This window comes from Gluconacetobacter brunescens, assembly GCF_048695475.1.
In the GTDB taxonomy this organism is placed as follows: domain Bacteria; phylum Pseudomonadota; class Alphaproteobacteria; order Acetobacterales; family Acetobacteraceae; genus Gluconacetobacter.
Map to the genome: position 1 here is coordinate 1,251,766 of NZ_JBLHEN010000002.1, position 19,376 is coordinate 1,271,141.

15 protein-coding genes are annotated in these 19,376 nt (G+C 70.0%); 13 read left to right on the forward strand and 2 right to left on the reverse strand.

What is annotated here, in order from left to right:
* Positions 1 to 71: 71 nt before the first annotated feature.
* The 10 genes from gltX to ACMAUO_RS18000 all read left to right on the forward strand — a co-directional run bounded on the left by gltX (position 72) and on the right by ACMAUO_RS18000 (position 13,918).
* Positions 72 to 1,472 carry a glutamate--tRNA ligase gene (gene gltX / locus ACMAUO_RS17955; protein WP_420358236.1) on the forward strand — a complete coding sequence of 467 codons (1,401 nt, stop codon included), beginning with the start codon at positions 72 to 74 and terminating at the stop codon, positions 1,470 to 1,472.
* Complete coding sequence (locus tag ACMAUO_RS17960) at positions 1,469 to 2,434, forward strand: aspartate carbamoyltransferase catalytic subunit (RefSeq protein WP_420358237.1); 966 nt, start codon at positions 1,469 to 1,471, stop codon at positions 2,432 to 2,434. Before gltX ends, ACMAUO_RS17960 begins: the two co-directional genes overlap by 4 nt.
* Positions 2,431 to 3,741, forward strand: a complete 1,311-nt coding sequence (locus tag ACMAUO_RS17965) for a dihydroorotase (RefSeq protein WP_420358238.1) — start codon at positions 2,431 to 2,433, stop codon at positions 3,739 to 3,741. Before ACMAUO_RS17960 ends, ACMAUO_RS17965 begins: the two co-directional genes overlap by 4 nt.
* A complete protein-coding gene (plsY, locus tag ACMAUO_RS17970; protein ID WP_420358319.1) occupies positions 3,741 to 4,376 on the forward strand; it encodes a glycerol-3-phosphate 1-O-acyltransferase PlsY in 636 nt (211 codons plus the stop codon). The genes ACMAUO_RS17965 and plsY overlap by 1 nt, the downstream gene beginning before the upstream one ends.
* Positions 4,373 to 5,560 (forward strand): DNA-processing protein DprA, encoded by a 1,188-nt coding sequence (dprA, locus tag ACMAUO_RS17975; RefSeq protein WP_420358239.1) that lies wholly within the window; start codon positions 4,373 to 4,375, stop codon positions 5,558 to 5,560. The genes plsY and dprA overlap by 4 nt, the downstream gene beginning before the upstream one ends.
* A gap of 36 nt (positions 5,561 to 5,596) precedes the next feature.
* A complete protein-coding gene (topA, locus tag ACMAUO_RS17980; protein WP_420358240.1) occupies positions 5,597 to 8,311 on the forward strand; it encodes a type I DNA topoisomerase in 2,715 nt (904 codons plus the stop codon).
* A gap of 2 nt (positions 8,312 to 8,313) precedes the next feature.
* Positions 8,314 to 10,593 (forward strand): ribonuclease R, encoded by a 2,280-nt coding sequence (rnr, locus tag ACMAUO_RS17985; RefSeq protein ID WP_420358241.1) that lies wholly within the window; start codon positions 8,314 to 8,316, stop codon positions 10,591 to 10,593.
* Positions 10,593 to 12,188, forward strand: a complete 1,596-nt coding sequence (locus tag ACMAUO_RS17990) for a S41 family peptidase (RefSeq protein ID WP_420358242.1) — start codon at positions 10,593 to 10,595, stop codon at positions 12,186 to 12,188. Before rnr ends, ACMAUO_RS17990 begins: the two co-directional genes overlap by 1 nt.
* Positions 12,189 to 12,221: 33 nt before the next feature.
* A complete protein-coding gene (locus ACMAUO_RS17995) occupies positions 12,222 to 12,560 on the forward strand; it encodes a DUF1491 family protein (RefSeq protein ID WP_114728989.1) in 339 nt (112 codons plus the stop codon).
* Between the two features lie 209 nt (positions 12,561 to 12,769).
* On the forward strand, positions 12,770 to 13,918 hold the full coding sequence (locus ACMAUO_RS18000) for an OmpA family protein (RefSeq protein ID WP_420358243.1): 1,149 nt from the start codon (positions 12,770 to 12,772) through the stop codon (positions 13,916 to 13,918).
* A 238-nt stretch (positions 13,919 to 14,156) separates the two neighbouring features.
* Here ACMAUO_RS18000 and cysK read toward each other — a convergent pair whose 3' ends face one another.
* Positions 14,157 to 15,146 (reverse strand): cysteine synthase A, encoded by a 990-nt coding sequence (gene cysK / locus ACMAUO_RS18005; RefSeq protein WP_420358244.1) that lies wholly within the window; start codon positions 15,144 to 15,146, stop codon positions 14,157 to 14,159.
* A gap of 168 nt (positions 15,147 to 15,314) precedes the next feature.
* On the opposite strand from cysK, the gene ACMAUO_RS18010 reads away from it, so the two are divergent.
* The gene (locus ACMAUO_RS18010) at positions 15,315 to 15,764 is read left to right on the forward strand and encodes an RrF2 family transcriptional regulator (protein WP_420358245.1); all 450 of its coding nucleotides are present in this window, start codon (positions 15,315 to 15,317) and stop codon (positions 15,762 to 15,764) included.
* 52 nt (positions 15,765 to 15,816) lie between these two features.
* On the opposite strand, the gene ACMAUO_RS18015 is transcribed toward ACMAUO_RS18010, so the two are convergent.
* Positions 15,817 to 16,347, reverse strand: a complete 531-nt coding sequence (locus ACMAUO_RS18015) for a hypothetical protein (protein ID WP_420358246.1) — start codon at positions 16,345 to 16,347, stop codon at positions 15,817 to 15,819.
* Positions 16,348 to 16,668: 321 nt separating this feature from the next.
* Here ACMAUO_RS18015 and ACMAUO_RS18020 point away from each other — a divergent pair, with 321 nt between their 5' ends.
* Positions 16,669 to 17,211, forward strand: coding sequence for a hypothetical protein (locus ACMAUO_RS18020; protein WP_420358247.1), 543 nt, complete (start codon positions 16,669 to 16,671; stop codon positions 17,209 to 17,211).
* A gap of 109 nt (positions 17,212 to 17,320) precedes the next feature.
* The gene (gene parE, locus ACMAUO_RS18025; protein ID WP_420358248.1) at positions 17,321 to 19,351 is read left to right on the forward strand and encodes a DNA topoisomerase IV subunit B; all 2,031 of its coding nucleotides are present in this window, start codon (positions 17,321 to 17,323) and stop codon (positions 19,349 to 19,351) included.
* Positions 19,352 to 19,376: the final 25 nt, after the last annotated feature.

A 19,376-nucleotide genomic window follows, 5' to 3' on the forward strand; every position in this document is an offset into this window, starting at 1 on the left:
CCCCACCCCGCAACGCTCCCATACCGGCGCCCCCTGTCGGCAAACATCGTCTCATGGTAAGGAGCCGGCTCATGACCGTTCGTACGCGCTTCGCACCGAGCCCGACGGGGTTGCTGCATATCGGCAACGCCCGCGCCGCCCTGTTCAACTTCCTCTATGCCCGCCACCATGGGGGAAAATTCCTGCTTCGTGTCGAGGACACGGACCGCGAACGCTCGACCCAGCATGCGGTCGACGTGCTGTTCGACGGGCTGGCCTGGATGGGCATCACCCCGGACGAGGAACCGGTGTTCCAGTCCACGCGCCAGGCGCGGCATGCCGAGATCGCGCACCACCTGCTGGCGCAGGGGCTGGCCTATCGCTGCTACTGCACGCAGGAAGAATTGCAGCAGATGCGCGAGCAGGCGATGGCCGAGGGCAGGCCGCCCCGCTACAACGGCTACTGGCGCGATCGCGATCCGTCCGAAGCCCCGCCCGGCGCGCCCTATACGGTGCGCATCCGCGCCCCGCGCGAGGGCGAGACGGTGATCCAGGACCTGGTGCAGGGCGATGTCCGCGTCGCCAATGCCGAGATGGACGACATGATCATCCTGCGCGCCGACGGCACGCCGGTCTACCAGCTCGCGGTGGTGGTGGACGACCATGACATGGACATCACCCATGTCATTCGGGGCGACGACCATCTGACCAACACTTTCCGCCAGGCGATGATCTATCGCGCCATGGGCTGGGACCTGCCGAAATTCGCGCATCTGCCGCTGATCCACGGGCCGGACGGCGCCAAGCTGTCCAAGCGGCACGGCGCGCAGTCGGTCGTGGAATTCCGCGACATGGGCTACCTGCCCGAGGCGCTGAACAACTACCTGCTGCGGCTGGGCTGGGGCCATGGCGACGCCGAGATCCTGTCGCGCGACGAGCAGATCCAGCTGTTCGATCTGGACGGCGTCGGCCGGTCGCCTTCGCGCATGGATTACGCCAAGCTGCTGCACCTGAACGGCGTGTGGCTGCGCCAGGCCGACGATGCGCGCCTGACCAACGACGTGCTGGAACGCCTGACGGGGCGCGAGGGCGTGACGGTGGACGACACGCTGCGCGCGCGCGTGCTGACGCTGATGCCCGGCCTGAAGGAACGCGCCAAGACGCTGGTCGAACTGGCCGACAGCGCCGCCTTCCTGGGCCGGCATGTGCCGCTGGCGTTCGACGCCAAGGCCGAGAAGCTGCTGACCGACGACGCCCGCACCATGCTGGGCAAGCTGGCCCGCGACCTCGCGGTGCTGGCGGAATTCGATGCACCCTCGATCGACGCCGCCCTGCGCCATTTCGCCGAGAACCACGGCCACAAGCTGGGCCAGGTGGCCCAGCCCCTGCGCGCCGCGATGACCGGCGGCGCGACCTCGCCGGGCATCGACGCCACGCTGGCCGCCCTGGGCCGGGACGAGGTGATGGCCCGGCTGGGAGCCGTCGCCCGATGAACGACAGCCCGCGCGCGGCGCCGCCCCGGTTCTTCCCGCAGCACGGGCGGCACCTGCTGGGTCTTCAGGGCATGCATCCGACCCGGATCGTGCCCTTCCTGGACCTGGCCGAGAGCTACGCGCTGATGAACCGCTCGCGCCAGACGCCGCGCGACCGGCTGCGCGGGCGCACGGTCATCAATCTGTTCTTCGAGGACAGCACGCGCACCCGCACCTCGTTCGAACTGGCCGCGAAGCGGCTGGGGGCGGACGTGGTCAACATGACGGTGGCCACCTCGTCGGTGAACAAGGGCGAGACGCTGCTGGACACCGCCGCCACGCTGAACGCGATGCGCACCGACCTGCTGGTGGTACGCCATTCGCAGTCCGGCGCGCCGGCGCTGCTGGCCCGCAAGGTCGAGGCCAGCGTGATCAATGCCGGCGACGGCACCCACGAGCACCCGACCCAGGCCCTGCTGGACGCCCTGACCATCCGCCGGCATTTCGGCACGCTGCACGGGCTGACGGTGGCGATCTGCGGCGATGTGAGCCATAGCCGGGTGGCACGGTCGAACATCCACCTGCTGACGGCCATGGGGGCCAAGGTGCGGGTGGTCGGCCCGCCGACGCTGATCCCGGGCGCCATCGGCGCGCTGGGCGTGGATATCCATTATACGATGGAAGACGGGCTGCGCGACGCCGACGTGGTGATGATGCTGCGCATGCAGCGCGAGCGGATGAATGGCGGGCAGGTACCCAGCCCGCGTGAATATTTCCGTTTCTACGGGCTGGACCTCAAGCGGCTGGCCCTTGCCCGCCCAGGCGCACTGGTGATGCATCCCGGCCCGATGAATCGCGGTGTCGAGATCGAAAGCCGCGTCGCCGATTCAGACCAGAGCGTGATCCGCGAGCAGGTCGAAATGGGAGTGGCCGTGCGCATGGCCGTCCTGGACCTGCTGTCGCGCGCCGGAGACCAGACGTGAGCGCTTCCCACCCGGCCCAACCCGTCCTGTTCGAGAATGTCCGCCTGATCGACCCCGCGCGGGGGCTGGACCGGCCCGGACGCCTGCTGGTCAAAGGCGGCGTGATCGCCGGCATCGACCTGCCGGACGCCGAAGGCGTGCCCGACGGCGCCCATGTGGTCGATGGCGGGGGCGCGGTGCTGTGCCCCGGCCTGGTCGATATGCGGGTGGCGATCGGCGAACCCGGATTCGAATATCGCGAAACCGTGGCCTCGGCGGCGCGGGCGGCGGCGGCGGGCGGCATCACCACCATGGCGGTGCTGCCCAACAGCCAGCCGGCGATCGACGACCCGGCGCTGGTGCGGCACCTGCGCGCGCGCGGCGAGGAAACGGGCACGGTCTCGATCCTGCCCTACGGCGCGCTGACACGCGGGTGCGCGGGCACCGAAATGGCCGAGATCGGCCTGCTGGACGAAGCCGGCGCGGTCGCCTTCACCGACGGCACGCGGGCGCTGGCCGACGCGCGCATGATGCGGCTGGCCCTGACCTATGCCAGGGGCTTCGACGCGCTGGTCGTCCAGCATCCCGAGGACCCGTCGCTGGCGCGCGGCGGCTGTGCGACGGATGGCGAACTGGCAACGCGCCTGGGCCTGCCAGGCATTCCCACGGCGGCCGAGGCGATCATGATCGCCCGTGACCTGCGACTGGCCGAACTGACGCGCGGGCGGCTCCATTTCGCCCATGTCTCGACGGCCGAGGGGCTGGAGCTGATCCGGAGCGCCAAGGCGCGCGGCCTGCGCGTAACCTGCGACACCGCGCCGCCCTATTTCGACCTGAACGAAACCGCGATCGGCGATTTCCGCACTTATGCCAAGCTGTCGCCGCCGCTGCGCGGCGAAGCCGACCGGCTGGCGGTCTGCGCCGCGCTGGCCGACGGCACGATCGACGCCATCGCGTCCGACCACGCGCCTTGCGACGCCGACGACAAGCGCCAGCCCTTCGCCGTGGCCTCGGCCGGCGGCACCGGGCTGGCGACCCTGCTGGCCGTCACGCTAGCGCAGGTGCATGGCGGCACGCTGGCGCTGATCGACGCGCTGGGCCTGCTGACCCACCGGCCCGCCGCCCTGCTGGGCAGCAACGCCGGCACGCTGGCCGAGGGTGCCGCCGCCGATCTGTGCCTGTTCAACCTCGATCGCGCCTGGAAGATCATGGCCGACGCCCTGCCGGGCCGCGCCCGCAACACGCCCTTCGACGGACGGGCGGTGGAAGGCCGGGTGCTGGGCACATGGAAGGCCGGCCGGCAGGTCTTCGGCCAGGACGCGGCATGATGGCCGAGACACTCCCCAACTACGTCCTGCAATTGCTCGCCGCCATCGCCGTGCTGGCCTACGGCATCGGCAGCATTCCCTTCGGCCTGCTGCTGACGCAACTGGGCGGCGCGGGCGATATCCGCGCCATCGGGTCGGGCAATATCGGCGCGACCAACGTCTTGCGCACCGGCCGGCGCGGGCTGGCGGCGGCAACGCTGCTGCTGGATGGCGGCAAGGGCGCGTTCGCGGTGCTGTGCGGCTTCATCCTCTCGCCCTTCCACACCGCCCCGGCTATGGCGGTGGCGGGCCTGTTCGCCGTGATCGGCCATTGCTTTCCCATCTGGCTGAAATTCAAGGGCGGCAAGGGCGTGGCCACCGGGCTGGGGGCGGCGCTGGCGCTCTCGCCGCTGACCGGCCTCGCCTGCTGCGCGCTGTGGCTGGGCGTGGCGAAGCTGACGAAGATCTCTTCGGCCGGGGCGCTGGCCGCGTTCGTGGCCATGCCGGTGCTGCTGGCCGTGCTGAGCGGCGACCCGCGCGGCCCGATTCCGGTGGCGGGGCTGCTGATCGCGCTGCTGGTCGTCGCGCGGCATCACGGCAATATCCGCCGCCTGCTCAACGGCACCGAGCCGCGAATCGGACGGAAAAATCCGTGACACCGGCCGGGCCGCTGGCCGCGCGCCTTCGGCTGGCACGCAGCGAAGGCGTCGGCCCGGTCGGCTATCGCAAGCTGCTGCTCGATTACGGCGACGCGGAAAGCGCGCTGGCCGCCTTGCCGGCACGGGCCCGCGCCGCCGGCCGGGCGCGGGTGCTGCGCATTCCCCCCGCAGACGAGATCGCGGCGGAAATCGAGGGCACGGCGGCGCTCGGCGGCCGGATCCTGATGCTGGGCGACCCCGACTACCCGCCGCTGCTGGCCGCCATCCATGACGCCCCGCCGGCCCTCTCGATCCTGGGCGACCCGGCCCGACTGAATGGATGCTGCGTCGCCATCGTGGGCGCGCGCAATGCTTCCTCCAACGGCGCGCGCATGGCCGAAAGCCTGGCCGCGACGCTGGCGGCACAAGGCATCACCGTGGTCTCGGGCCTGGCGCGAGGCATCGACGCCGCCGCCCATGTCGGCGCGCTGCGCGCCGGCACCACCATCGCCGCCGTCGCCGGCGGGCTGGACCGTCCCTACCCGGCGGAACACACACAATTGCAGGACAGGATTGCGCAATACGGCGCGGTGGTCACCGAAACCCCGCTGGGTATCGCGCCGCAGAGCCGGCATTTCCCCCGCCGCAACCGCCTGATCGCCGGCCTGTCGCTGGGCTGCGTGGTCGTCGAGGCCGCCTTGCGCTCGGGCAGCCTGATCACCGCCGATCTGGCGGCGGGCTATGGCCGCACGGTCTTCGCCGTGCCCGGATCGCCGCTGGACCCGCGCAGCCGGGGCGCCAATTCCCTGCTGCGGCGCGGCGCGATCCTGACCGAAAGCGAAAACGATATCCTGGCCGAACTGCCCGATGCGGCAGCGCGCGATCTCTTTTCCACCGACGCATCGACTGGCGCGCCAACCCGGCCCGGCGGGCTGGCGCAAAGCCTCGCACCCTGGCCGGAACCGCCGCCCCAGGCCGGCCCCGAACCCCCGCCGGACACCCCCGGCGAGGCCTCCGATATCCGTCAGGCGGTCCTGACTCTGCTGTCATTCACACCAACGCCGGTTGACGATCTTGTAAGGCGCTGCCAGTTCTCGACATCGGCGATCCTGACCGTACTGTCGGAACTGGAACTGGCAGGCGACATTGAAACCCTTCCCGGCGGGAGTGTCGTCCTACCATCCCTGTCCGACGGAGGCTGACGGACGCCGGAACGAGATGCGTGATCCGGAGACAGAATGACTGACGTGGTCGTGGTCGAATCGCCTGCCAAGGCGAAGACGATCAACAAGTATCTGGGAGACGGCTTTACCGTTCTGGCGTCGTTCGGCCATGTCCGCGACCTGCCGCCCAAGGATGGCAGCGTCCGCCCGGACGAGAATTTCGCCATGGACTGGGAAGCCGACGAACGCGGCAACCGGCAGATCGCGGCCATCGCCAAGGCGCTGCGCGGGGCCAAGACCCTGTATCTGGCCACTGACCCGGATCGCGAGGGCGAGGCGATTTCCTGGCATGTCCGCGCGATGCTGGAGGAGCGGAAGCTGCTGAAGGGCGTGGATGTCCAGCGCGTCACCTTCAACGAGATCACCAAATCCGCCATCCGCACCGCGATGGCCCACCCCCGCGACCTCGACCAGCCGCTGATCGAGGCCTATCTGGCCCGCCGCGCGCTGGATTACCTGGTGGGCTTCACCCTGTCGCCGGTCCTGTGGCGCAAGCTGCCGGGCTCGCGCAGCGCCGGCCGCGTGCAGTCGGTCTCGCTGCGGCTGATCTGCGAGCGCGAAGCCGAGATCGAGAGCTTCAAGAGCCGGGAATACTGGACGGTCGCCGCCCAGTTCACCACGCCCGAGGGCGCGCCCTTCACCGCGCGCCTGACCCATCTGGCCGGCCAGAAGCTGGACCAGTTCGACCTGCATGACGAAGCCGGGGCCATGGCGGCCAAGGCGACCGTCGAGGGCGGGAAATTCGCGGTGCGCTCGGTCGAGCGGCGCAAGGTCCGCCGCAACCCGCCGCCGCCCTTCACCACCTCGACCATGCAGCAGGAAGCCTCGCGCAAGCTGGGCATGGGCGCGCAGGCGGCGATGCGCGTCGCGCAGCAACTGTACGAAGGCATCGACCTGGGCGGCGAGACGGTCGGTCTGATCACTTATATGCGAACCGACGGCGTGCAGATGGCCGGCGAGGCGATTACCGCCATCCGCGCGCATATCGGCAGCAGCTTCGGCGCCCCCTACGTGCCGGAAAAGGCACGGATCTACTCCACTCGCGCCAAGAACGCGCAGGAAGCGCACGAGGCGATCCGCCCCACCGACGTCGCCCGCACCCCCGCCGAGGTCGCCCGCTATCTGAGCGACGAGCAGCGACGGCTGTACGAACTGGTGTGGAAGCGCTCGGTCGCCAGCCAGATGCAGTCGGCGGAACTGGACCAGGTGATCGTCGAGATCGCGGATGCCGCCGGCGCCGCGACCCTGCGCGCCAACGGCTCGATCATCGCTTTCGACGGCTTCCTGAAACTGTACAGCGAAGGCCGCGACGACGCCGCGAAGGACGACCAGGACGACGAAAGCCGGATGCTGCCGCCGATGCGCGAGCGCGACCCGCTGAAGACCGGCGCCGTCGCGGCCGACCAGCATTTCACCCAGCCGCCGCCGCGCTATTCGGAAGCGTCGCTGGTCAAGAAGATGGAAGAGATCGGCATCGGCCGTCCCTCCACCTATGCCTCGATCCTCTCGGTGCTGCGCGACCGCAATTACGTGCGACTCGAGGCCCGGCGCTTCGTGCCCGAGGACCGGGGGCGGCTGGTGACGGCGTTCCTGACCTCGTTCTTCGAACGCTATGTCGATACCGGCTTCACGGCGGGGCTGGAGGAGCAGCTCGACGACATCTCGGGCGGCCGGGCCGAATGGCGCGACGTGATGTCGGCCTTCTGGCGCGATTTCTCCCACGCGGTGGACCAGACGAAGGATCTGAAGATCTCCGACGTCATCAACGCGCTGGATGCCGACCTGGCGCCCCATTTCTTCCCGCCGCGCCCCGACGGCACCGACCCGCGCGTCTGCACGGCCTGCGGCACCGGCCGGCTGGGCCTGAAGCTGGGGCGCTACGGCGCCTTCATCGGCTGCTCGAACTATCCGACCTGCCAGTTCACCCGCCGCCTGGTGGTGGATTCGAAGGAGGAAGGCGAGGCCGACACGCTGAAGGACGGCATGCGCGTGCTGGGCCAGGCCCCGAGCGGCGAGGACGTGACCGTCAAGCGCGGCCCGTGGGGGCTCTACGTCCAGCAGGGCGAGCCCAATCCCGAGGACAAGAAGGCCAAGCCGAAGCGCGCCACCATCCCGCGCGGCATCGAGGGCGACAAGATCACGCTGGAGCAGGCGCTGGGCCTGCTGTCCCTGCCGCGCATGGTGGGCATCCACCCCGAGACCGGCGAGCTGATCGAGGCCGGGCTGGGCCGCTTCGGGCCGTATGTGAAGATGGGCGCCATCTACGGGTCGCTGGACAAGGATGACGACATCCTGACCGTCGGGCTCAACCGCGCGGTCGACGTGCTGGCACGCAAGCTGGCCTCGGTCCGCACCATCGCGCCGCATCCCAGGGACGGCGAGCCGGTGATGGTGCGCAAGGGCCGCTTCGGGCCCTACATCCAGCACGGCCAGATGGTGGTGAACGTGCCCCGTGGCGAGGCGATGGAAGACGTGACGCTGGACCAGGCGGTGGCGCTGCTGGCCGAGAAGGGCAAGCCGCTGAAGCCCAAGGGCAAGGCCGCCGCCAAGAAGACGACCGCCAAGACCGCCACCCGCAAGACAGCAGCTAAGACCACGAAGAAAGAGCCCACCGCCGACGGAGCCGAAGCCCCGGCCCGCAAGCCCGCCCGCGCCAAAAAGGCGGCCCCGGCGGAGGGCGCCGAAAGCCCGGCGAAGCGAAGCCGGCGCACGGCGGCCAAGGCCGAGTGACGATGGCGGGGAGGAAGCCTTCCGACCCCCAGTCGTCGCCCGACACGCCGCCCGATACGCTGCCCGAACCCGCCGCCCCTTCCCGGGCCGGCGGGCTTCCGGATCGCGAGACCCTGCGCCGGTTCGTGACCGAGGCCACCGGCCGCGTCGGCAAGCGCGAAATCGCGCGCGCATTCGGCCTGGGCCCGGAACACAAGGCGGCGTTGCGCGACATGCTGCGCGAGCTGGCACTGGACGGCGCGCTGGTCCCGGCCGGCGCGCGCCGCTTCCGCGCGTCCAGCGCCATGCCCGAGGCCACGGTGGTGCAGGTCACCGGCACCGACCCGGACGGCGACCCGATCGCCCGCCCGGTGGTGTGGGAGGGCGACGGCCCCGCGCCCGTCATCTTCATGCACCCCGAGCAGAAGGGCCGGCCCGCGCTGGCGCCGGGCGAACGGGTGGTGGCGCGCCTCAAGCGCGTCGGCCCCGGCCGCTACGAGGGCCGCACCCTGCGTCGGCTGACCGACGCACCGGGCCGGGTCGTCGGCCTGTTCCGCGCCACCGCGCCCGACCCGGCGGCCCCGCCGCGCCGGGTGCAGGAGGCCGGGCGCATCGTGCCCGCCGACCGGCGCGCCAAGGCGGAATGGATCGTCCCGGCGGGCGAGACGATGGGCGCCGAAAATGACGAGATCGTGGTCGCCGAGCCGCTGCCGATGGCGGGGCATGGGCTGAAGCCCGCCCGCATCGTCGAACGGCTGGGTCCGATGGGCGACGCCCGCTCGGTCAGCTTGCTGGCGATCCACACCCACGCCATCCCCCACCAGTTCTCCGCCGACGCGCTGGCCGAGGCCGAGCGCGCGCGCGGCGTCCCGGCGGAAGGCCGCGAGGACCTGCGCGGGGTCCCGCTGATCACGATCGACGGCGCCGACGCCCGCGATTTCGACGATGCCGTGTATGCCGAGCCCTGGTCCGGGCCGGAAGGCACCGGCTTCCGCCTGATCGTGGCCATCGCCGACGTGGCGCATTACGTGCGCCCCGGCTCGGCGCTGGACAGCGAGGCAAGGCGGCGCGGCAATTCGGTCTATTTCCCCGACCGCGTGGTGCCGATGCTGCCCGAGGCGCTGTCGAACGGCTGGTGCTCGCTGCGCCCCGGCGAGGATCGCGGCTGCCTGTTCGTCGAAATCCATATCGACGCGGCGGGCCGGAAACTGCGCCACCGCTTCGGCCGGGGCCTCATGCGCAGCGCCGCGCGCCTGACCTATGACGAGGTCCAGGCGATCGCGGACGGCGCGCAGGACAACCCCTTGCCCGAGGGCATGATGGAAACGCTGTTCGATGCGTGGCGTGCCCTGTCGACGGCGCGGACGCAACGTGGCACGCTGGAACTCGACGTGCCGGAACGGGTGGTGCGACTCGACGAAACCGGGCGGATCACCGCCATCGAGCCCCGCATCCGCCACGACAGCCATCGCCTGATCGAGGATTTCATGGTGCTGGCCAACGTCGCCGCCGCCGAGGAACTGGAACGCCGACGCCGGCCGTGCCTGTACCGCATCCACGCCCCGCCCTCGCCGGAGCGCGCCGAGTCGATGCGCGACAATCTCTCCGCCATGGGATTCACCGTGCCGCCGGTCGGCACGCTGCATGCGCGCGATCTGGCCGGGGTGCTGGCCCGCGCCGCCGAGGGCGACGCGCCCACGCTGGTCAGCGAGACCATCCTGCGGGCGCAGAGCCAGGCCGAATACAGTCCGGAGAATATCGGCCATTTCGGGCTGGCGCTGTCCGCCTACGCGCATTTTACCAGCCCGATCCGCCGCTATGCCGACCTGATGGTGCATCGGGCGCTGATCGGCATGGGCACCCACCCGCCCGATGCGATGCCGGCCGCCGACGCGGCGAAGCTGGAGGAGATCGGTACGCAGGTCAGCACCGCCGAGCGGCGCGCCATCACGGCCGAGCGCGAGACCACCGAACGCTACGTCGCCGCCTGGCTGGCCGACCGGGTCGGCGCGGAATTTACCGGCCATGTGTCGGGCGTGACCCGGTTCGGCGTGTTCGTGACATTGACGCGGACGGGGGCCAGCGGTCTGGTGCCGGTATCGACCCTGCCCGACGATGTCTGGACCCATGACGACAAGACCCACACCCTGCGCGGCCGCGACAGCGGACTGGTTCTGCGGCTGGGCCAGCCGGTCACGGTGCGGCTGGCCGAGGCAACGCCGGTGACGGGCGGCCTGCTCTTCACCCTGACGGACCCGCCGCCGCTGCCCGCGCGCCGCGCCCGCAGCCAGCGCCCGCGCTGATGCGCCCCCGCGCCGCCTCATCGCGGTGGATCGGCCGCCGTCTGCGGCTGCCGGCCCGTTCGATCGCGATCATGCTGGTCGTCATCTACCTGATGACGCCGAGGCTGGCCGCAGCCGAGCCGGCCAGTCCGGCGCTGGACACCAGCATGACGCAGGCCGTGCTCAACGCGGCCCTGACCTTCCTGCTGCCCCGCACGCTGGAAAGTCACACCTCGCGCGATTTCTGCCTGTGGGGCCTGAACGGCCTGAGCGCGATCGACCCGTCCCTGACCGTGACCGACCGCGACGGCACCGTGCAGCTCGCCTTCGGGCAGGACGTGCTCCTGCGCGTGCCCGACCCGGCCGAGACCGACCAGGCCGGCTGGACCGACGTGACGGTGCGGCTGATGCAGGCGGCGTGGGGCCGGTCCTCCGCCGTGCGCGACGCCGGCGGCGGCGGATTGCTGCAAGGGTTCTTCGACGAACTGTTCAACCATATGGACCCGTATTCGCGCTACGTCGCGCCCGCCCCGGCGACGACCGACCGCGATACCCGCACCGGCGGCGAGGCCGGCACGGGCCTGACGCTGGGGCATGACGCGCGCTCGATCCTGATCACGGCGGTCAATGCCAACGGGCCGGCCTGGCCGGCGGGCCTCGTGGTCGGGCAGCGCCTCTATGCGGTCAACGGCCGGTCCACCCGCGACCAGACGCCCCAGACCGTCACGCAATGGCTGCTGGGCGACCCCGGCAGCAAGGTGACGCTGCTGGTGGGCGACGAGCGCGCGCGCCGCACCATCACGCTGCACCGCGCCTCGGTACCGCCCGAGACGGTCTTCGCCTATGCCGACGGGCATGTGGTGGTCATCCGCATCACCGCCTTTTCCGCCGATACCGCGCAGGAAATGAGCCAGTATCTGGACCAGGCGAGCGACGACCCGCACCTGCGCGGATTGGTGATGGACCTGCGCGGCAACCGGGGTGGCGTGCTGCAACAGGCGGTCACGGCCAGCGCCCTGGTGCTGGATCGCGGCGTGGCGGTGGTCACGCACGGGCGCGACGCGCAGGCCAACCATGTCTGGGCCGTGCAGGGCGGCGACATGACCGGCGGCGTGCCGATCGTGGTGCTGGTGGACGGCCGCACCGCCAGCGCCGCCGAGATCCTGGCCGCCGCGCTGGCCGACCACCGGCGCGCCGTGGTGGTCGGCAGCGCCACGCTGGGCAAGGGGCTGGTGCAGACGATCGGCCAGATGCCCGACGGCGGCGAACTGTTCGTGACCTGGAGCCGCGTCCTGGCGCCGCTGGGCTGGCCGCTGCAAGGGCTGGGTGTGATGCCGCAGGTCTGCACCAGCCGGGGCGAGGCCGACCTGGAACGGCAGCTCCAGAACCTGGCGGCCGGCCAGGTGGACATGCGCGAGACCGTGCAGGCCACGCGCGCCGTCCGCTTCCCCGTCGCCGTGTCGCGCATCCTCGACCTGCGCAAGGCGTGCCCCGCCGCGATCGGCACCGATTCCGACCTCGACGCCGCCCGCTCGCTGATCGACAATCCGGCGGAATATCGCGCGGCCCTGTCCGCCATCCCGGAAGAAAGCGCCTATGCCCCCCAGGCCGAATAAGAAAATACGCGCCGCCCGTCCGGAACGCGGATCGTGACGGAAGCCCGGCTGCGCGCCGGCCTGTGGGCTTCCGCCGTGGTCCGGCATGCGAACCAGAGCGGCCACCCCGCGATGGTCCTGCGGCGCGGTGACGCCGACGCCGGCGGCATCCTGGCCGTCCTGCTGGGGCGCGACGGCCGCCTGTCGGTGCTGGCCCAGACCAGGGCGCCGGACGGCAGTCCCGCGTGGATTCGCGGCACCGGGCCCGACCCGGTCGACCAGGCCGCCGCCGATGCCTATGTCGCCCGCCAGGTGGGGCGCGACCCCGACCTGTGGGTGCTGGAATTCGATGCCCCGGACCTCACCCCGCCCTTCGAGGCAACCCTGCTCTGACCCCCCAGGCGGGAACCCACGGGGTGTGTCGTGCGCTCCACACCCGTCCCCTCTCGACTGTCCGGCGCCGGTCAGGCCGCCGCGCATGCCACCCTATGGATTGCCATCGGCGCGTCTTTCGGCAAAGAAGACAGAAATATAAAGGGCGACGCGCGTTCATTCGACCGGGCCGCACAGTCAGCATACCCGGCTAAGGGAGAAACCAGACCATGACAGTGCGGCACGGATTGCTCGGAGGAACGATTCTGGCGGCGGCGTTCGCTTTCGGTTCCACCCTCTCCGTTGCCCCGGCCTTCGCCCAACCCGTCCAGGGCCTGTATGTGGCCGGCGAGGGCGGCGCCACCTTCAACCAGGACGAGCGCGTGCGCTCGTCGCCCAATTTCCCTGACGGGCGGGACAAATACCATACCGGCGCGGTCGGAATCGGCAGCATCGGCTGGGGCCTGGGCAACGGCTTCCGCGTGGAGGTCGAGGGCGACTACCGCAACAGCGGGTTGAAGAACTTCAACTCCGCCGCGATGGCCAACAGTCATGTGGGCGGACGGCAGCAGACCTACGGCGTCATGGCCAACGCGCTGTTCGACATGGATATCGGCAAGAGCTGGCTCTACCCCTATTTCGGCGCGGGCATCGGCTATGCCTGGCAGTCGATGAACGCCTCCGTCATGGGGCCGGGCAACAGCTTCAACCAGCAGATCGGCGGCACGTTCGGCAATTTCGCCTATCAGGGCATCTTCGGCCTCGCCTTCCCCGTGCCATGGGTCGTCGGCCTGTCGGCGACGGCGGAATACCGGTTCTGGACGATGCTCGGCCCGCAATCCCACGGCGCGACTTCGGTGGGCACGATCGGCGGCTACAACGCCAGCCGCCCCTACGGCGCCGCGACGGGCAATCGCGACACCATGACCGACTTCAACCATTCGCTGATGCTCGGCCTGCGCTACGAGTTCAACCCGGCCCCGCCCCCGGCTCCCCCCTCCGTGGAGCCCGCGGCCCCCGCCCCGGCGCAGACCCGCACCTACCTGGTGTTCTTCGACTGGGATAAATCCGGCCTCTCCGACCGCGCGCGGGGCATCGTGTCCACCGCCGCCCAGGCCTCGACCCACACCCAGACCACGCGGATCGAGGTCAACGGCTACACCGACAATTCCGCCGCCCATCCGGGCCCGCGCGGCGCGCGCTACAACATGGCGCTGTCCCTCCGCCGCGCCCAGGCCGTGCAGGCCGAACTGATCCGCGACGGCGTGCCCGGCACCGCCATCGACATCCACGGCTTCGGCGAAGACCACCCGCTGGTCCCCACCGGCCCCAACACCCGCGAACCCCAGAACCGCCGCGTCGAAATCATCCTGAAATAGGGTCAAACTCGGGCTCCGCCCGAACCCGCAAGGGGCCAGTCGGCCCCTTGACCCCAATTCCGCCTGAAGCCGCGGGGTTCAGGCCCGGAAACGTGGGCTGGTGAGCGAGAGTGCCGCGCAGCGGCACGGCCGTCGTGTGTTACCGAGCATCGAAGCGGAGCGGCCTTGATGGCCGTGAGCATCGAAGCGCAGGGAACGCGCGCCGGATCGCCACCAGCGCGCGTTTACGGGCCTGAACCTAGGTGAGGCCGGTGAAGAGGGATGTGGAGAGATACCGTTCGGCGAAGGACGGGGCGATGACGACGATCGTCTTGCCCGCGTGCTCCGGCAGTTCCGCCAGCTTCAGCGCCGCATGCAGCGCGGCCCCCGACGAAATCCCGACCGGCACGCCATCCAGCCGCGCACACCGCCGCGCGGCCGCGATCGCCTCGCGCTCCGACACCGTCAGCACCCCGTCCAACGCCGGCAGGTCCAGCGTGCGCGGACAGAAGCCGGGCCCGATCCCCTGGATACCGTGCGGACCCGCCTCGTCCCCGTTCAGGATCGCGCTCTCCACCGGCTCCACGCCATAGACCGCCAGCCCCGGCTTGCGGGGCTTCAGGGCGTGGGCGATGCCGCTGGCGGTGCCGCCGGTTCCCACGCCGGCCACCACGATATCGACCGCGCCGGCGGTATCGGTCCAGATCTCCTCGGCGGTGGTCAGGGCGTGGATCGTCGGATTGTCCGCGTTTTCGAACTGGCGCGGCATCCAGGCATGCGGCGTCTTCTTCACGATGTCCTCGGCCCTGGCGATGGCACCGGCCATACCCAGCCGCGAAGGGGTCAATTGCAATTCCGCGTCCAGCAGGCGCAGCATCTTGCGCCGCTCCATCGAAGCCCCCTCGGGCATGGTCACGATCAGCCGGTACCCCCGCGCAACCGCGACGAACGCCAGTGAAATACCGGTATTGCCCGATGTCGGCTCCACCAGGATGGTACGACCCGGCGTGATGTCGCCCCGCTGCTCGGCGGCCAGCACCATGGCGGCCCCGATCCGGTCCTTGACCGACCCCAGCGGATTGAAAAATTCCAGCTTCATCAGGATCCGGCAGGCCACCTCGTCCTCGCGCATCAGGCGCGGCAGGGCGACCAGCGGGGTGCCGCCGACCGTATCCACGATCGAGTCGTACACCCGCCCACGCGGCCCGGCCAGGCCCAGATGGCCGTCCGCCGCCACTGAATGATCCATGGGTCGCTCCTTCCCCTCAACGCATTGACGCAGATTTAATCGTAATAGCTGACATAATCCATCATCACACCAAACAGAAGCGTGGATCATCGCCGCCGATCCTGCTAGCCTCGCGCCCAGCGGGCATCCGGCCGTCGGACGCACCATGAATTGCAGGGGAAATCGGGAATGCTGCTTCGGCGTGACAGGGCCATGATCGCGGTGCTCATCATGCTCGACGTCGCCTTCCATGCCGGACGCACCGGCACCGTCAGCGCCGCCGACATCGCCGAGCGCGCCGGCCTGGCCCGACGGGGGATCGAACCGCTGCTCCAGACATTGTCGCGCTCCAGCCTGCTGGAAAGCGTACGCGGGCCGCGCGGCGGCTACCGGCTGGGGCGCCCTCGGCGCGACATCACCGTGGCCGACATCGTCGAGGTCGCAACGGCCGACGATTCGTCGTCCGACGACGGCCCGATGGGCCAGCTTTTCACCCGCGTCATCGATCCGTGCTGGCAGAAGCTGAACGAGACGGTATCGGCCCAGTGCCGCAAGCTGACGCTCGACGATCTGGTCCACCGGGCGGAATCCAGCGGCATGCGCCGTCCGCTGGCCGAGCCGATCACCTTTTCAATCTGATTTTCCGCGCTGGGTGCGCGGATGGCGGGGGCGCAAACCCCCGCCTGTCCCGTTAGTGCGCGGTCTTGGCGCGACGCTTGGTCGCGGTCCTGGCCGTGCTCTTCGCGGGGGCAGGGGCCGGAGTCGGCGCCGTCACCATGGGGGTCGGCACCACCACGCCCGTCGCATCGACCGTCGCCGTCACATCCAGCGTGTCGCGCGGCTGGCCGGGGCCACGGATCAGCGTCACGCCGAAATGGTCCTGCCCGGCATAGGCGGTGTTGGGCGTGTACATCACAACCGTATGATCGTTGTGATTATACAGGAAGGCCTTGCCGTGCTCCGGAGCCGGCGAAACGCCGAACGAGGCATAGGCATGCTCCCCGTCCTGGACCAGCACGGGGCAATTGCCGTCATCGCTGCGCACCGCCATCGTCGTCTTTCGGGCCGGCCCGGACGCCTTGACGGGGCCGACCTGGCAGACCGCCGAACGCTTCATATAGCCGAACGGATCGGGAGGACCCGCGACCTGGAGCGCAGGCTTGTTTTGACATCCGGCCAGCACGGCTGTCGCCGCCACCAGAATTGCAGAAGACAGTCGCACGCGCACTCGTCAACTCCGCTCGCTCAAGAAACCGGCACGCCCCAGACGCGGCCGCGAATCGTCCGGCAACGCTCTAGAGCAATACCGGGATGCATACAAAGACCCTAGCCGATCCCCAGGGATCGGCAATCCATGGATGGCAAGGGGCGGCGAAACGCGCCATGATGCGGCGACCGGTCGCGCCCCCAAAATTTGATTGCCAACGCTCTGGTCAGGGTTATGCTGCCATTATAGAAGGCTAGCAAGCCCAGTTCACATGCCGGTTCATGTCATCGACCACGACCCGGCGCAGCTTTCCGGTCGGTCGGGAGAAACCCTATCATGACGTTTCCCATTTGGCGTGCCGCAGTCGCCGGCCTGGCCCTTGCCGGGCTCGTGAACGGCCAGGCCGCATTCGCCGCCGGCGCCTGCACATCGTCGCCCGCGCACGAGGCCTTCGACGTGCAGGGCCTGAAAAGCGAGCTGATGGTCACGGCCCTGTCGTGCAGCATGCAGGACCGCTACAACGCCTTCGTCACGCGCTTCCGCCCCAAGCTGCTGGACGAGGAAGGGGCGCTGAACGCCTATTTCCGCACCACCTACGGCCGCGGCGCCCAGCGCGAGCACGACGACTACATCACCCAGCTCGCCAACGTGCAGTCCGAGCGCGGGCTGAAGGCCGGCACCGCTTTCTGCAACCAGCGCGCGGCAATGTTCGACGAGGTCGCGGTGCTGGAAAGCGCGCAGGACCTCTCGCGCTATGCCCAGGCCAAGGACATCATCCAGCCGGCGTCATACGAAACCTGCGCCGCGCCCGAGCGCGTGCTGCATACCGAGATCCGCAGCCGCTCGCGCACCCGCGCCGCCCGCACCACCCGGAGCTGACACACGGCGTTTCCGGGGCGTGGCGCGTGACCCCGGACACGACCCTGGACACGACCCTGGGCATGCGCCTGCTTGACAGGGAACAGGGGCGCGGAACAAAGAACAGTCCATGAACGACGATCTCTTTTCCGCGCCGCGCCCGAAGCGGGGGCCCCGCCCCCGCCCGACCGAGGCCGCCGCGCCGGCTCCGGCCAACGCGGCCGAGGCGTACGATGCCAGCGCCATCGAGGTGCTGGAGGGGCTGGAGCCCGTCCGGCGCCGGCCCGGCATGTATATCGGCGGCACGGACGAGGGCGCGTATCATCATCTCGCCGCCGAGATCCTGGACAATGCGATGGACGAGGCGGTGGCCGGCCACGCCACCACCATCGACGTCTCGCTGGAAGCTGGCGACTGGCTGACCATCCGCGACAACGGACGCGGCATTCCGGTCGACCCCCACCCCAAATTCAAGGACCGCTCGGCCCTGGAAGTCATCCTGACCACGCTGCACGCAGGCGGGAAATTCTCGGGTAAGGCCTATGCGACCTCGGGCGGCCTGCACGGCGTGGGCTCGTCGGTGGTCAACGCCCTGGCCGCGCGGATGGAGGTCGAGGTCGCACGCGACCGCACCCTGTGGCGCCAGGCCTACGAACGCGGCCACCCGGTCACGACGCTGGAAAAGGTGGGGCCGACCCAGAACCGGCGCGGCACCCAGATCCGCTTCACCCCCGATCCGCAGATTTTCGGGCGCCTCCATTTCTCGCCGGCCCGCCTGTACAAGCTGTGCCGGTCGAAGGCCTACCTGTATCGCGGCGTGACCATCCGCTGGGCCTGCGACCCGGCGCTGATCCGTGACGATGCCATTCCCGCCGAGGCGGTGCTGCATTTCCCCGGCGGCGTGGCCGACAGCCTGCGCGACGAACTGGGCTCGGCCGCGCTGCTGGCCGAGATGTGGTCGGGCGATGCCGACCTGCCGGTGGCCTCGGACGGCGCCGAGACCGGCCGGATGGAATGGGCGGTGGCGTTCCTGGAATCGGGGTCGTCCACCCTCGCCTCCTACTGCAACACCATCCCCACCCCGCAGGGCGGCACGCACGAGGCCGGGTTCCGCACCGCGCTGCTGAAGGGCTTCCGCGCGTGGGGCGAGCAGCGGTCGAACCGCCGCGCTTCGGCCATCGCGGCCGACGACATCATGGGCATCATCGCCGCCAAGCTGTCGGTCTTCATCCGCGATCCGCAATTCCAGGGCCAGACCAAGGAAAAACTGACCTCGCCCGAGGCCGGCCGCCTGGTCGAGACCGCGCTGCGCGACCGGTTCGAGCAATGGCTGGCCGGACACCCCGCCCAGGCCGACAACCTGCTGGCCTTCATCATCGAGCGCGCCGAGGAACGGCTGCGCCGCAAGGACCTGAAGGACACGCCACGCAAGAGCGCCACGCGGCGCCTGCGCCTGCCGGGCAAGCTGACCGACTGCACGCGCGAGAACGCGGCCGAGACCGAGATCTTCCTGGTCGAGGGCGATTCCGCCGGCGGCTCGGCCAAGCAGGCCCGCAACCGCGAAACCCAGGCGGTGCTGCCCCTGCGTGGCAAGATCCTGAACGTCGCCAGCGCCTCGACCGAAAAGCTGCGCGCCAATCAGGAACTCCGCGATCTGGTCGAGGCCCTGGGCTGCGGCATCGGCGAGCGGTTCGATGCCACGCGCCTGCGCTACGGGCGCGTCATCATCATGACCGACGCCGACGTGGACGGCGCGCATATCGCGTCGCTGCTGATGACCTTCTTCTACCGCGAACTGCCCGAACTGATCCGCCGGGGGCATATCTATCTGGCGCAGCCACCGCTCTACCGCCTGACCCAGGGCGGCCGGACGGTCTATGCGATGGACGACGCCGACCGCGAGCGGAAGCTGAAATCGGATTTCAAGCCCAACGCCAAGGTCGAGATCTCGCGCTTCAAGGGCCTGGGCGAAATGCCGCCGGGCGACCTGAAGCAGACGACCATGGACCCGAAGAAGCGCACGCTGCTGCAAGTCGTCACCCGGCCCGAAGACCGCGCGCTGACCAGCGACCGGGTCGAGCAGTTGATGGGCCGAAAGGCCGAGTCGCGCTTCCAGTTCATTCAGGAACATGCCCGTCTGGTCGAAGAACTGGACGTCTGACCCCTTGCCCGCCCCGCTGCCCGCC

Coding starts and splice junctions, on each gene's coding strand:
- gltX (WP_420358236.1), top strand. CDS start 72: ATGACCGTTCGTACGCGCTTCGCACCGAGCCCGACGGGGTTGCTGCAT.
- ACMAUO_RS17960 (WP_420358237.1), top strand. CDS start 1,469: ATGAACGACAGCCCGCGCGCGGCGCCGCCCCGGTTCTTCCCGCAGCAC.
- plsY (WP_420358319.1), top strand. CDS start 3,741: ATGGCCGAGACACTCCCCAACTACGTCCTGCAATTGCTCGCCGCCATC.
- topA (WP_420358240.1), top strand. CDS start 5,597: ATGACTGACGTGGTCGTGGTCGAATCGCCTGCCAAGGCGAAGACGATC.
- rnr (WP_420358241.1), top strand. CDS start 8,314: ATGGCGGGGAGGAAGCCTTCCGACCCCCAGTCGTCGCCCGACACGCCG.
- ACMAUO_RS17990 (WP_420358242.1), top strand. CDS start 10,593: ATGCGCCCCCGCGCCGCCTCATCGCGGTGGATCGGCCGCCGTCTGCGG.
- ACMAUO_RS18000 (WP_420358243.1), top strand. CDS start 12,770: ATGACAGTGCGGCACGGATTGCTCGGAGGAACGATTCTGGCGGCGGCG.
- cysK (WP_420358244.1), bottom strand. CDS start 15,146: ATGGATCATTCAGTGGCGGCGGACGGCCATCTGGGCCTGGCCGGGCCG.
- ACMAUO_RS18010 (WP_420358245.1), top strand. CDS start 15,315: ATGCTGCTTCGGCGTGACAGGGCCATGATCGCGGTGCTCATCATGCTC.
- ACMAUO_RS18020 (WP_420358247.1), top strand. CDS start 16,669: ATGACGTTTCCCATTTGGCGTGCCGCAGTCGCCGGCCTGGCCCTTGCC.
- parE (WP_420358248.1), top strand. CDS start 17,321: ATGAACGACGATCTCTTTTCCGCGCCGCGCCCGAAGCGGGGGCCCCGC.